The 13281-nt window shown below is 34.8% G+C and carries 13 protein-coding genes; 5 read left to right on the top strand and 8 right to left on the bottom strand.

The features are described from left to right. Nucleotides 1-19 precede the first annotated feature (19 nt). The 3 genes from ACUN24_RS12320 to ACUN24_RS12310 form a co-directional block, all read right to left on the bottom strand. Nucleotides 20-457 carry a hypothetical protein gene (locus tag ACUN24_RS12320; protein WP_445562745.1) on the bottom strand — a complete coding sequence of 146 codons (438 nt, stop codon included), beginning with the start codon at nt 455-457 and terminating at the stop codon, nt 20-22. 229 nt (nt 458-686) lie between these two features. Further along, nucleotides 687-1313, bottom strand: a complete 627-nt coding sequence (locus ACUN24_RS12315) for a hypothetical protein (RefSeq protein ID WP_445562744.1) — start codon at nt 1311-1313, stop codon at nt 687-689. Nucleotides 1314-1626: 313 nt separating this feature from the next. After that, entirely contained in the window at nt 1627-2799 is a 1173-nt protein-coding gene (locus ACUN24_RS12310) for a serine hydrolase domain-containing protein (protein ID WP_445562743.1), read from the bottom strand. Between the two features lie 204 nt (nt 2800-3003). Here ACUN24_RS12310 and ACUN24_RS12305 point away from each other — a divergent pair, with 204 nt between their 5' ends. Further along, nucleotides 3004-3510 (top strand): GNAT family N-acetyltransferase, encoded by a 507-nt coding sequence (locus tag ACUN24_RS12305; protein ID WP_445562742.1) that lies wholly within the window; start codon nt 3004-3006, stop codon nt 3508-3510. A gap of 151 nt (nt 3511-3661) precedes the next feature. Here the strand turns inward: ACUN24_RS12305 and ACUN24_RS12300 are convergent, their stop codons facing one another. From ACUN24_RS12300 to ACUN24_RS12290, 3 genes are read right to left on the bottom strand one after another with little or no spacing between them, the layout of a single operon-like run. Continuing rightward, nucleotides 3662-4381: a DKNYY domain-containing protein gene (locus tag ACUN24_RS12300; RefSeq protein WP_445562741.1), complete on the bottom strand. Its 720-nt coding sequence runs from the start codon at nt 4379-4381 to the stop codon at nt 3662-3664. 60 nt (nt 4382-4441) lie between these two features. Further along, on the bottom strand, nt 4442-4615 hold the full coding sequence (locus tag ACUN24_RS12295; protein WP_445562740.1) for a hypothetical protein: 174 nt from the start codon (nt 4613-4615) through the stop codon (nt 4442-4444). 49 nt (nt 4616-4664) lie between these two features. Next, entirely contained in the window at nt 4665-5588 is a 924-nt protein-coding gene (locus ACUN24_RS12290; RefSeq protein ID WP_445562739.1) for a LysR family transcriptional regulator, read from the bottom strand. Between the two features lie 48 nt (nt 5589-5636). Between ACUN24_RS12290 and ACUN24_RS12285 the strand changes: the two genes are divergently transcribed. From ACUN24_RS12285 to ACUN24_RS12270, 4 genes are all read left to right on the top strand, one after another. Beyond that, entirely contained in the window at nt 5637-6605 is a 969-nt protein-coding gene (locus ACUN24_RS12285; RefSeq protein ID WP_445562738.1) for an alpha/beta fold hydrolase, read from the top strand. 474 nt (nt 6606-7079) lie between these two features. Then, complete coding sequence (locus ACUN24_RS12280) at nt 7080-7490, top strand: DUF1348 family protein (RefSeq protein WP_445562737.1); 411 nt, start codon at nt 7080-7082, stop codon at nt 7488-7490. Between the two features lie 392 nt (nt 7491-7882). Further along, nucleotides 7883-9067 carry an AraC family transcriptional regulator gene (locus ACUN24_RS12275; RefSeq protein WP_315422074.1) on the top strand — a complete coding sequence of 395 codons (1185 nt, stop codon included), beginning with the start codon at nt 7883-7885 and terminating at the stop codon, nt 9065-9067. Nucleotides 9068-9130: 63 nt separating this feature from the next. Next, nucleotides 9131-10624, top strand: a complete 1494-nt coding sequence (locus ACUN24_RS12270; RefSeq protein WP_445562736.1) for a S41 family peptidase — start codon at nt 9131-9133, stop codon at nt 10622-10624. Nucleotides 10625-11344: 720 nt separating this feature from the next. Here ACUN24_RS12270 and ACUN24_RS12265 read toward each other — a convergent pair. Both ACUN24_RS12265 and ACUN24_RS12260 read right to left on the bottom strand, forming a co-directional pair. After that, nucleotides 11345-12559, bottom strand: coding sequence for an alpha/beta hydrolase-fold protein (locus tag ACUN24_RS12265; RefSeq protein WP_445562735.1), 1215 nt, complete (start codon nt 12557-12559; stop codon nt 11345-11347). A 500-nt stretch (nt 12560-13059) separates the two neighbouring features. After that, on the bottom strand, nt 13060-13281 hold the full coding sequence (locus ACUN24_RS12260; RefSeq protein ID WP_445562734.1) for a hypothetical protein: 222 nt from the start codon (nt 13279-13281) through the stop codon (nt 13060-13062).

Below are 13281 nucleotides of genomic sequence, written 5' to 3'. Positions count from 1 at the left end.
TCGTCAAAAAAAGCTTGTCTTATTTATCGTTGGGACGATCTTTTGATTGAATAGCCATGTACTTTAATAATAAAGCGTACACCGTAGCGATCGTCACCGTACAAAAAAATATTTCTTTGTCAAAAAAAAGACTGGCAGAATCAGATAGAAAAGTGTTTAGATTATAATCGCGACTGTCGCTACTAATTGTAACCATCGTAAGCACAGCTACAAAATATTGAAACACCATAGTTATCAGAATAATCACAATTAATTTTCTAAAAATATCATTTCTGCTAATAGCAGCTAATAAAACATAGGTCCAAATAATAAAAACACAAATAAATATTGGGCTTGCAGCAATGAAAAACAACCCTGCATATCCCGAATTATTTGGCAATGCCACAAAAGAAGCAATTAAAGCCGTTAATGTTGTAAGCACTGCTATTAGCAATACTTTTTTAAATTTTATTTTCATTAAAAGAAGCTATTTATTTCGGCCTATTTATTAGATTTTTCTAAAACCGCCAAACTGATGTTAAATTATTATTTTTCCCCAAATTGACTGTTTAAATTTCTATATCATCAGTTAAAGTTAATGCCAATAATCTGCATATTTTTGGGAATTGAAGACTAAATTAGAATACTGAGCTTGGGATTTTGCACTTCGGACCGCTATTGCCAAACCCACTGGCCGTTCGCCTTTCTTATGCCTTTTTTGCTTGCTTTATTTCTTCAAAAGTCCGATTGTATTTATCGTAAATGACTTTCTCTCTTTCATAATTATTATTTGGTTTCCAATATTCTTCTGTCTTAATTGTATTGTTTTTAACTGTAGTTTTTGAACGTATCAATCTTGCTTTTCTATAATCTTCCGTCAGGTTGACTGGATTTGTATTTGCTAAATATGTTTGCAACTTCTCTGGAAGTTCCTGAAAATTCTTACAATCTTCCGTTATGGTAACTTGTTGCTTATTTCTTAACGCAAAAGGAAATATTCTATTTATCCATAACGGGTTTTCTGTCATCGATTGAATTGGGGGTTTTGTCAAATAGAAAATAAATTGTGCATTGTCGTCAGATTGATAGTTTGTGTAAATTACTGTTTCAATTGTTTTCCAATCAATAAATTCGGTTGTATCAAAAAGTGGTAGTTTATATGTTATTCCGTTATTGTCAAATGATAGACTTCCTTGCGTTTCGGCTTGTTTCTTGATCGTTTTTTCAGAAATGCTAAAACCAAAAATCAATCCATATAAAATAATTCCCGGACCTAAAATAAAACTTATTGATACGATATATGCTCCAATAATTTTCACGTCTTGTTTCATCATAAAAAGTGTTAACCCTAAGCCAACACTTATAAAAAGTATAAGAATTGATTTAATTATTATTAACGGATTTAACTTCATATTTCAATTCTGTTGGATTACGGTGGTTCTTAATATAACAGGCAATTCGTAAATATATACAATTGCCCATCATAAAATATGCCTCTGCTAGATCTTAAGTGTCGTTTCTTTTTCTACAGTTTAGTATATAACCGGGCATGCATGCTTAGCTACGCTATTTACTGTATAACTAAATTTAACTTCGAAAGCACCTATTCTGTGATCAATTAATGAAGGGAATAATGAGAATAAGTCATCATTCCATTAGCGCAACTTTAATCTTGTCGCTTAAAATGGATATGTTGTCTTGATTGAGGTTATCATTAACAAGTATCATGATCCCCATTTTGTCTTCGGGATAGGCGATACAAAGTGTGCTAAATCCAATACCAGTTCGGCCACTGTGGTAAAGAAAGCGTTTCCCATCATCATTGCCAATCATCCAACCTAAACCCACACCCGTACCGTCTGTTTGGTGGTAAGTTTCCTTGTGTGATAATTTTATAGCAGGATCGGTTTCTTCAACATTAGCGATTACATATTTAAGCATATCTGCCATGGTTGAATTCATACTTGGCCCACCAGGGTAAAAAAGGTTAGTATTAATCTCATTAGTTTTTTTATTTGTGAGATCGTACCATTGTACAGGACGTGGTGCATCTTTATATCCCTGAATAAAACGGCTTAACTGGTTCACAGGAATTTTCGTTCTTGTATCGTAAAGACCAAGGTGATTTTTAAGGTAATTTGTCACTAACAGCTCATACGGTTGATGATATATGCGTTCAAGTAAAAGAATAAGGATTGTCATGGCGTTGCCGTTATATTCGTACTTAGTACCAGGCAAGGTGTCAAGCTTGAATTTATGCATATCCTTCATTAAAGTATCTTGATTATACTTCGCAAAGAAATCAAGCTGTTTAGGAAGACTTATATTCTTTATGCTATCCATAATTTTTGCAGGAAAATTTCTGGATGACTTCGGTAAACCAGACGTATGATTGGCTATGTCAACCAATCTTACCGGGCGACCTTGGTATTGCAAGTTAGGATACTTTCCTGGGAGATATTTACGAATATCGTCTTGTAAGTTTGCTCTTTTATCTATTACAGCTTGTGCAAGCATAATTCCAATAAATGTCTTTGCTACAGAACCTAAATTAAATAATTGATTTGCTTTAATTAGTTCACCTGTCCCTTTTTTTGATTCACCATAGTTGTACATTGAACTGCGTCCATCTTGATAAATAGCAATTGAAAGACCAACCGTGCCTGGATTAGCCATATAATCTGCTGCAGCTACCTGGACAGCCCTATCTAATTTGTTTCTGAGGGGATTATCTGTAAGCAATTTTTCTGTTTGTGACCAGCAAGGAATAGAAATTAAACAAAGGATTAAAGCGCTAAATATAAAAAAGCATTTTTTCATGGTAAATATTTATATTATGATGCATAACATAGTGCCTTGTTACATAAAAGAATCTCATTAACGATAATCGATAGTTATCTATTCTATAAAATATTTTTCCTTCAATATCTTAACAAGATATGCTGACATACAGTCGATCAGGAATAATTGATTAACATTGTGCTTCAATAAAATTTAATCAACATTCACACGGTATTTAGGTTTATGTCACTTCAGATCCAAACAGATAGATTAAAATTACTGCCTTTTACTATACAGATTTGCGAGGAAGCACTGTCTTGTTCAACTTCATTTCTTGCAGATTTAGGTATTACACCTGGGTACGGATGGCCAGATTTGGAGACTTTGGATACTTTACCCAGAATTTTAAATCATTTGAATAAAGTAAAATATCCTTCTGGATTTGAGTCCTGGATGGTGCTCAATAAAAGCACAAATACATTAATTGGAGACATTGGATTTAAGGGGCTTCCTAATGAATATGGTGAAATTGATCTTGGGTATGGGATTATTAAAAGCGAAACTCAAAAAGGATATGCAAAAGAAGCAGCTTCAGGGCTAATAGAGTGGGCATTTAAGCAGACCGGGATTAAAGCCATTACTGCGGGTTGTTCAAAGGAAAATTTGGCTTCAAAACAAATATTAACCTTCCTTAATTTTAAGAAATTTGGGGAAGATCAAGAGATGTTCTATTGGAAATTGATGAAGTAACCTTTTCACAGCTTATAGCCTATTGCTTTACAAATAAATAAATTGATCCCAACCGCCCTATTATGAGGCAAAATGTTTTGTCTGTAATTCATTCATAATTTCCCTACATGCTTTGTTATGTTTAACCCTCCATAAATCATCTTAAACATCCTTATCCTAGCACTAAGCCTTTCTTTTTAATGCCAAAAAAGTAAATGTCCTTTCCGCTTATCCCGTAAAGCCTGTTATCGACAATCTTTACCGAAAAGTCCAAAGGCTTTACACCAGTCAGCCTCTTTAGGGATTTGCTTATGGTATTCACAAAATAAACATTGTTCCGGTCGGCTGCATAATAAGTGTGGCTTTGGTCAAGATGATCAGCATCAAAACAGCCAGGCACTTTCTTAAAAGTATCAACATCCACATCAGGTACACACCTGCCTCTAAAAAACAGGCTTTCCCTATCCCGGGCAACATTCTGCCAGATAATGCTGAAGGTCTTTGTATCAGCTCCTTCCACAACATCTTTAAGAAAATAAACTTTATCACCTGCCCGAAGATAAAACTCATTATATTTTTCTGCCTTCCTGTAATCATACGGCAAGCATGTGTCGTACCAATAATAATTGTTCCCGTCATAACCAATGCCATCTTCGGCATTTATAACTTTAAATGTTTCAGGCTTTGCTCCCTCAATAACAGAAGCATTGCACATATAACTGGTAACATACACCCTATTTTTATCCCTAAAGTAAAAAGTCTTGTCCTCAAAAGCTTCAACCATCTCAAACGCATCGTAATCGATTATCTTTTTGAGGCTAGTAAAGTTTTCCGAATCATACAGATAAATGCTCCTGTCTACAAGCGTGAAGCCGTGTCCCAGATCTTTCATATATCAGTCATTTAAGTTAAGCGCATACAAGTTGCAAGGTTAAATTTATAAAAAAGCTTTTCAAACAACCTTTGATGACAAAAATTCACAATCTACCACATCACCAGTCTGAATCAGAGACTGGCCTTTTTTGAAAGTCTTCAATTTAAAATGCGCAGATACATATTCAAATTGTTCATTGGTAATTGTTGTATTTGCTAAAAAATGTTGCTTAAGTTTTTCCTCTGCTTCCATAAGATCAAGTATTTTATTTAAAACAGTTTGAGACTTGAATGTGAAATCTTTATTTATCAATATTGTTAGTTTTTGTTCCGCTACTGATACTGATAAAGGCTTTTAAAGCAGGGGAAAGTGGCACATCTTTTCTGTAGACCAAAATCGTTGTCATAAGGCCCAACTCCTTTGGCAGAGGGAATGTTTTTATATTTCTATTACTATAAAACGTACTTATGATTTCTTCCGGCATAACACTAAATCCAATACCGGATTCAATGAAATTTACAACGCCTTCAATAGAATTCATTACTGTTTTATGATATTCGGCAATACCTTTGCTTACAAGCCAGGAGTCAAGTTTAGCTCTAAATACGCAACCCTGATCGAAAACTATTGTTTTAAGCGGATTTTTTTTAAGTAGAACATCCAGGTTTTCACAATCTGCCGGAGCAACAATTACGACCTGCTCGTCCTTTATTTTAATTTGTTCAAGCTCAGGAATGTCAAGTGGAGCAGGGATAAATGCTGCATCCAGTCTATAATTCAACACATCAGTAATTAAGCTGGCCCTCATCGCGGATCTAAAATCCAGGTCAACAAAAGGGAATTTAGCGGCAAGTTCATTAACAAGTTCAGGCCCTTTCAGGGTCATCATGGTTTCCAAAAATCCAATTTTAATCTGGCCCTTTACGATGTCACTTTTACCAATCGACCTTTTTGCCTCATCCAAAATATGGTTAATTTGCTTAGTATAACGAATAAGTTTTTCGCCTTCCGGAGTTAATTCGACTTTACGGTTGTTTCTGGTAAAAAGCAGCGCACCAAACTCCTCTTCCAGATTTTTTATACGGGTAGTTACATTTGACTGAACTGTAAACATTGCTTCAGCAGCCTTTGTAAAACTGCCATAATGCGCAACGGCTTCAAATAAATTAAGGTCATTTGTGTTCATAAATCTTAAATTGAGATACACAGTATCTTTATAAATCATTTTGAAAGATTAAATATCAGGTTTACTTTTGAATAAAAAAAAGGAAAAATGAAAAAACTAAAAATAGCCTTCACGATCATCCTGACTGGCTTATTAGGAAGAACAGAAATTATGGCACAATCAAACACAGTTAAAACAAGTCCTGCTTTAGAAGTTGGGCTTGTTCATTACCGCAAAGTAAATGTAAACGGACTCGGAGTAGCTTATAGAGAGTCAGGCCCGGCAGGAGCACCCACAGTATTATTATTGCATGGTTACCCAACATCATCACATATGTTCCGCAATCTGATACCGATTTTAAACAAAAAATATCACGTTATAGCCCCTGATCTTCCTGGATTTGGAAATACTGATTTGCCAGATCGTACAACTTATACCTATACTTTTGAAAATCTGGCCAAAACAATGCAGGGTTTTATAGATGAATTAGGTTTAAAAAGGTTTGCAATTTATGTATTCGATTATGGTGCACCAACCGGATTTCGTCTGGCACTTGCAAATCCAGAGAAAATTACGGGCATTATTTCGCAGAATGGCAATGCCTATGTAGAAGGATTGAGTACGGGGTGGAATCCAATTCAGAAATATTGGGAAAATGACACCCAGGAAAATAGAGATGCGCTAAGGTCTTTTTATAGCAAGGAGGGAACGAAATTCCAGTATTTTACTGGTGTTACCGATTCATCGCTTGTAGCTCCCGAAGCCTACATTTTGGATCAGTATTTTCTGGATAGACCAGAATCTGCAGAAATTCAGCTTGACCTGCTGAAAGACTATAAAACAAATGTTGATCTGTATCCATCGTTTCAAAAGTATTTTAGAACCAATAAACCAAAATTGTTTGCTGTGTGGGGAAATAAAGATCCATTTTTTCTTCCAGCAGGAGCTGAGGCCTATAAAAAAGATATTCCTAACGCAATAGTAAAATTTTATGATACTGGCCACTTTGCGTTAGAAACCCATGCACAGGAGATAGGAAATGAAATACTGAAGTTTCTCTCCACCCTTCCAAAATAAGTTTTTCGGATATAATACGGCCTAAATGTGAAGGATTTGTACCTGGAGTTGGCAGGTTGAAGAGCATGGTTATGTATAATCCATAAAGCAAGAGGCTGTCTCATAAATCAATTTATCCTGGATGTTGTCACGTTGAGCTTAGCCTGTGCTAAGCTTGCCGAAGCATCGAAACGCTCCCTTAAGGTAGTTTTACAAATCCTTCGACAAGGTACCATAGACAGAATCCATTAGCACGGCCGTCATTCCCGCGCATGCGGGAATCTTAAAGCGCTTGCATTACGATTATTCATAAGTTTCCCTTATTTCAAAGGCATTCATGAGCACTCCGTGGTTCCCAATCGAGTTGGGAATGACGATCTCGCGCAGCCTAATCTGTCTTTTATATTGATTTTATGAAATAATTACTCCTCAGGATGACATTCGTATTTATGAGACGGCCTCTTTTTTTCAAATAACAAATAAATCAAATAATTGATGGAAATTAAAAACCCAGTACCACCGTTTAACTACGATTCCGCGGTGAAGAAAGTTATGCTTGCAGAGCAAGCATGGAATAGCCGCAATCCTGAAGTAGTATGCACGGCTTATACCCTCGATACAGAATGGCGCAATCGGTCGGAATTTATTTCGGGCCGTGAAGAAGTCAAAGTATTTTTAGCAAAAAAATGGAAGAATGAACTTGGATACAAGCTTAAAAAAGAACTTTGGGCATTTACCGACAGCCGTATAGCAGTTCGCTTTGAATATGAATGGCATAACCATCAAGGGCAATGGTTCCGCAGCTTTGGTAATGAGCTTTGGGAATTTGATAAATTCGGGCTAATGGAGAAACGGTTCGCAAGCATCAATGATCTGGCCATTGATGAAAAAGATCGAATGCTATAAAATAGATAAACACCAATGTTTAAAAGGCGCTGGTATATTGTTAGCGCCTTGCCAGTTTCATATCAAACTAATGATCTGAGATAACCATTTTTGAGCTATTTCAAATGATATAACTAAGATTTCTGATTAGAGTTTTGGATTACATTCAATCCTTCGTTTTTGATATAGCGCAAATTATCAAAGATTCATTATCAAAAAGTAAAATTCAGATTTCAATAATGGAATGGGTTTATGATAATCAGTTATAAAAAATATGCTCTAAGAAGTCGTATAAGGGATATACCCCTGAGATCTTCAGACCTAATTGATTATCAAATAATGAGGAAAAGAATAAATACGTTTACACTTTTTAAAGATCAGTTTCATATATATATCTTTACAAGAGAAAGTTTATGATGGCATTTGAATTCAACATCTACAGCGCATTTTTGTTATTGCCCTTTTCGCAAGCTGTTTTGTTCGGAATACTGTTGATTTGTAAAACGGGAGATAAATTCAAGATATCCAATCTACTTTTGGGCATTATCCTTTTGATGATAGGCATAAAGATAGCTTTTTGGATGCTTGGTTTTGCTGGTTGGTACGATTCGCATGATACCTATACCAGTTTCATGTTCTATTTCCCTTTTAATACAATCTGTCTAATAGGCCCATTGATTTACTTTTATTTTTTATCTGCTACCAACCAAAATTTTAAGTTTAAAAAGAAACATGCCAATCATATCTGGCTCCCTATAATCTGGGCGGCAGTTATTCTTGGTAAATTATCAATAGATTATATCCTGTATTTCCCATTTCCAAAAAACCTCTATACTCAATTCGGTACCAAGGGACCATTGGCTGAGATTGACAAAACGATGCTTTTTAATCTAATAAGCTACGGCTCGTTTGTATATTATCTATTACTAACCTTCAAATCTTTCTACGCGTATAAGCAATACGCAGTTCAAAACCTTTCTTCATTGGAAAACCTGGATTTTGTTTGGCTTAGGAATATACTTTTGGCATTAGGTACAGGGCTGGTTTTGATGTTTATATATCAATTGATAAATTGGGTTACTCCTCTATCTTACAAGGCAGATTGGTACAGTTATATGTTCTTAGGGGTATTGGTCTACTATCTGGGAATAAAAGGTTACATGTTTCAGGTAGCAACTAAACCAGCTTTGTATTTTACCCAAAGAGCAAAGATTGAAGATGATCAGTCATATGAGCCCAAGGTGTTTTTAGATTTACCTGTACGTATGAGCGAACTCACCAAGCTGCTGGATCAGCAGAAGCCCTACCTGATATCAGAACTCACTTTAAATCAGCTTGCATCCATGATGACGTTGAATTCCGGTATTCTTTCCAGGGTGATCAATGCGGGCTATAACCTTAACTTCAATGATTTTATAAACGGGTATCGGATAAAAGAAGTTCTCTCTAAGATTGACGACCAGGAGCACAAAAAAATCACACTACTGGGGATTGCATTGGATAGTGGATTTAATTCCAAGGCGACATTTAACCGTGCCTTCAAAAAACAAATGGGAAAAACACCCTTGGAATATATTAAAAGCCTGGAAAAATCTTAGTTAATTAGTATCAATATATGATTTGAAGCGATGAGTTAAACTTTTTAAACAACTTTTGCTTCTATGATTAAAACATATACACTTATCCTATGTCTGATGTGGACAACTATATCATACAGCCAGGAAAAGCAGATGCTGCTTACCATAAGTCAAATGCATTCAGACTTAGCAATATTAAACTCTGCGCTCACATCACTTCATCCTGGAACTTACCGCTACCTTAAGAAATTACAACTGGATCGATATTTTAAAGAAATTAAAATACAAACTAACAAGCCACTCAGTGTCAGCGAATACTATATAAAACTTTCTCAACTGACTGCCAAACTGAAGTGTGGTCATACTTATTTGAATCCATATAACCAAAAAAAGGCTCTATCCTCCCAGTTAAACTCTGAACTTGTAATACCCCTACTCTTTAAAGTTATCAATAAAAAAATAATCGTGACTCACAATCTATCAGAACATGGCAAGATAAAGGCCGGGGATGAGGTAATTAGCATAAATGGCCGACCAACCGCAGAAATTATTGATTCATTGTTAACCGTTAGCCGTTCAGATGGAAAGCACGGATTGAACAAAAAACTGGATAATATTGGCATATCTCCCTATTTAGCTAATAAAGATAGATACGCATTATTCGATATTTATTTCCCACTGTTCTTTGCTAAGCATTCATCGTCTGACTATGATGAAGTGGCGGTGAAACCTTTTAACAAGGATGAAGTGATTAAGTATTCTTTACACATGATTAGTAAACAAGTGAGGCAAGAAAGATACCAGGCTCGTTTTGAAACAGAATCCATGCAACCAACTGCTAGCTTTTCGGTGCTCTCACCGCAATGTGGCTATTTGAAAATTCGCGACTTCACAACTAAGGGATGGGATAAAAATTATGAATACTGTCTGGATAGCATTTTTATTAAATTGAAAAATATAAGAGCATCCAAATTAATTGTAGACATTAGAGATAATGAAGGCGGGGACGATGATGTGCGCAATAAGGTGATTAGCTATCTAATAACCCATCCCGCTCATCATACAATAAGGCGTTATTTTAGGTTCCTGAAAGTTTCAGATAGCTTAATGCCATACCTGCAAACTTGGGATCCGTCTTTTAAAAGGCCTAAACTAGCTTCTGATTATAATAGAACCAAAGCAAGCTTGTACTACAAAAAAAACACTGGTTCAACCGAATCCATTATACCAAATCAAAACCATTTTGCTGGTCAGGTATATCTATTAATAAATGCAACTAACAGTTCGAGCTCTTTTTTTATGGCAGATATTTTACAGGAAAACAAATATGCGAAGTTGGTTGGCGAGGCTACCGGAGGAACTAAACAAGGAATCAATGGAGGGCAATTTTTTTTCTTGTATCTACCATCTTCTGGTATTGAAGTAGATATTCCAATAATCTATCAATCGCCCACTAAACAAAGAAAAGATGAAGGCATAAAACCCGAGATAACAGTCAAAACCAAGGTAAGTGATATTGCAAATGGAGTAGATCCACAATTAAATTATATTATACGTCGCCTTTCATTGTTAAAATAAACAGATTGCAAGCAGGCCAAAAAATCTGGCAAAGCTTGATCCACCCAAATGGTCAAAAACTGCATCTATGGCGCCTGGTGAAATTTTGAGCACGCCCCAGATAAATCAATATCGTTATAAATAGGTGATTTTTATTATTTGATAAAAAGATCTGCCAATTTTTCAAGTTTCTTTTCACCAAACTGCGCATTACCCAGATTGGTGGTTACAGCAATCACTAAACCCTGGTCAGGGTAAATCAATAAAAAGGCCCGCCCGCCATAGTGGAGTTGCTACAATCGCCCTTATTCCTATATTTAATATAGAAACCTAACATCGAAATTAATAAGATTATTCAGAAAACCTTAGCTATTTCAAATGTATAGCTAAGATTTCTGATTAGGATTTTCGGATTAAATTTAATCCCTCGTTTTTGTGTAACGCAAATTATCAGAAACTCATTATCAAAAATTAAAATTCTGATTTGAATAATGGAATGAGTTCATGATAATCAGTCATAAAAAATATGTTTCAAGATGTCATATAAAGAATATAACCCTAATATTTTAAAGCCAACTTGATTATCAAATAATGAGGGTTAATGATAGATACTTGTTTCTTCTTGCCAAATCAATTTCGATGACGATTACAAGCATGTTTTTATCTATCCTATTACTTTAAGAGCTTCAGAAGAGTACCGAAATAACAGGGTCAACTTTTTAATTGACCCTGTTATTTTATTTAATTCTTGTTATTCAATAATTTTTCAAGTTTTGCTTTGCTTTCGGGAATATCTTTTAGCGTTAAAGCCTTTTTGAAAGATTCGATCGCTTTTGCTTTATTTCCGGTTCCAAGATAGAAATCACCAATAGAATCGTAACAATTACCACTGTTAGGATTGTTGATAATATTGAGTTTAAATAAAGACTCCGCTTTCTTAAATTGTTTACCAGCCATCATCTGGTATCCAAAATTATTAACCTGGCTTTCAGCGGGTTTCACAACATAACCCATTTGCTTGGAAACTTTGCTATAATGCGTAACTAATAAAGAATCTAATCTAAAATTTGGATTTTCTAATTCACTGTCGTAAATCTTGAGCTTGTAAAAGTCAAAGATAAATCGAAGCGCATCATATTCTCCAATCAATCTAACCGAAGGATGGTTGTCATCTTCATAAAATTTGTACCTGTATCGCAACTGGTTCCTTTGAGCTTTTTGAAGTTCTTTAATGAATTTTAAATTGGCACGAATAAGATCTGTATTCTCGCTTGTGTCTTTTTGTACACTTAGCGTATCAATCCCTCTTTCCAAACGATTGGCCATAGCCATAAACAACGTTTTTCCTTGGTAATTATTAGTGGTTAAATTTGTTGTCGCTTCTTTTACAATTTTAGCATTATTCCACCACAACGCTCCATCAAGGCAAACATATGAATTAAATAGATCAGGGTTATGAAGTAACGTATTGATTACCGTTAAGCCTCCCACTGAATGGCCAATAAATGTTTTATATGTTGTAGTTGGATAATTTGAATTGATATGAGGAATAAGTTCTTTCTCGACAAAAGACATGAACTTTTCACCATTACCAAGAAATTGCTTAGGCATATCTTTATCGGTACCAGTTGTTAAATCGCTCATTCTATTTGAATTCACGATTCCAACTACAATCATCGGAGGACAGAGGCTTGATTCTTCCATGTGCTCGGTAATACTTACAACACTGTTGAAATTTTCAGCTCCATCCAACAAATATATCACGGGGTAATTACCTCTGTCTTTGATTTTATTTCCTCCGTTACTTTTAGGAATGTGTATTAAGATTTCACGATTTTCCCCTAATATTTTAGAAGATATTGTTTCCGAAAATCCGGTAGTAAAGCGATTGTCTTCTTGGCCTTGAACATAAAAAGAAAATAAGAGAAAAATAAAAGAACAGTAGAATGATTTCATGTTGTAGAATATGTGGTATTTAAATTTATGCGTTAAGACCTTTAAAATGCAAATATATCCAATACCATCTATTTTGTCGTAATGTTAACTTCAGCTTTAAATTAAGTGATTTTTAAAACGGTGGAATAATGAAAATAGTTTACACGAATACCTTCGTTTATATGTAACGCAAATTATCAAAAACTAAAAATCTGATTTGAACAATGGAATGAGTTTATCATAATCATTCATAAAAAAACATATTTTAAGAAGTTGTATAATGAACATCCCCCTTATGCAACAGCCACGGTGGTTTTATAATAGGCTATTTGGGATAGCAATTATATAATCTTGTCTCAAAAAACAAAGGAATCAATCCAGATCGTTATTTTTCTTTTAGCTATAAATTCTAAAGGCATTCTATTCAGCAAAAGCTAATAATATCGTTGACTAACTTTAAGGTCTTAAATAAGAGGCGATATTGATATAGTCTACCTCACTATTTATTTAAAGAAATCTTATTAAGAATCTTTAGTATTAGATGCTAAGCAAATACGATCTTTCTTATAGCGCTGAAGTTTAATTATTCCAATAACCTCAATCATGAGTCCTAAGCCCGTGATAAATCCTTTATATAGATCAGGTATTGGATAATATCGGCTGATGATTGGAGTAAGGCTTGTGAACATTAAACCTATGATAAGATAAACCATTGCAGATTTGGGAATAGTGTTACGTTTCAT

It is taken from the genome of Pedobacter sp. WC2501 (assembly GCF_052682415.1).
The sequence above is the reverse complement of the archived record's forward strand: the minus strand, read 5'-3'. Positions and strand labels throughout refer to the sequence as shown.

Excerpts from the sequence above, each read along its gene's own strand:
- ACUN24_RS12320 (WP_445562745.1), bottom strand. The coding sequence starts at position 457 with ATGAAAATAAAATTTAAAAAAGTATTGCTAATAGCAGTGCTTACAACA.
- ACUN24_RS12315 (WP_445562744.1), bottom strand. The coding sequence starts at position 1,313 with ATGATGAAACAAGACGTGAAAATTATTGGAGCATATATCGTATCAATA.
- ACUN24_RS12310 (WP_445562743.1), bottom strand. The coding sequence starts at position 2,799 with ATGAAAAAATGCTTTTTTATATTTAGCGCTTTAATCCTTTGTTTAATT.
- ACUN24_RS12305 (WP_445562742.1), top strand. The coding sequence starts at position 3,004 with ATGTCACTTCAGATCCAAACAGATAGATTAAAATTACTGCCTTTTACT.
- ACUN24_RS12300 (WP_445562741.1), bottom strand. The coding sequence starts at position 4,381 with ATGAAAGATCTGGGACACGGCTTCACGCTTGTAGACAGGAGCATTTAT.
- ACUN24_RS12295 (WP_445562740.1), bottom strand. The coding sequence starts at position 4,615 with ATGGAAGCAGAGGAAAAACTTAAGCAACATTTTTTAGCAAATACAACA.
- ACUN24_RS12290 (WP_445562739.1), bottom strand. The coding sequence starts at position 5,588 with ATGATTTATAAAGATACTGTGTATCTCAATTTAAGATTTATGAACACA.
- ACUN24_RS12285 (WP_445562738.1), top strand. The coding sequence starts at position 5,637 with ATGAAAAAACTAAAAATAGCCTTCACGATCATCCTGACTGGCTTATTA.
- ACUN24_RS12280 (WP_445562737.1), top strand. The coding sequence starts at position 7,080 with ATGGAAATTAAAAACCCAGTACCACCGTTTAACTACGATTCCGCGGTG.
- ACUN24_RS12275 (WP_315422074.1), top strand. The coding sequence starts at position 7,883 with ATGATGGCATTTGAATTCAACATCTACAGCGCATTTTTGTTATTGCCC.
- ACUN24_RS12270 (WP_445562736.1), top strand. The coding sequence starts at position 9,131 with ATGATTAAAACATATACACTTATCCTATGTCTGATGTGGACAACTATA.
- ACUN24_RS12265 (WP_445562735.1), bottom strand. The coding sequence starts at position 12,559 with ATGAAATCATTCTACTGTTCTTTTATTTTTCTCTTATTTTCTTTTTAT.
- ACUN24_RS12260 (WP_445562734.1), bottom strand. The coding sequence starts at position 13,281 with ATGAAACGTAACACTATTCCCAAATCTGCAATGGTTTATCTTATCATA.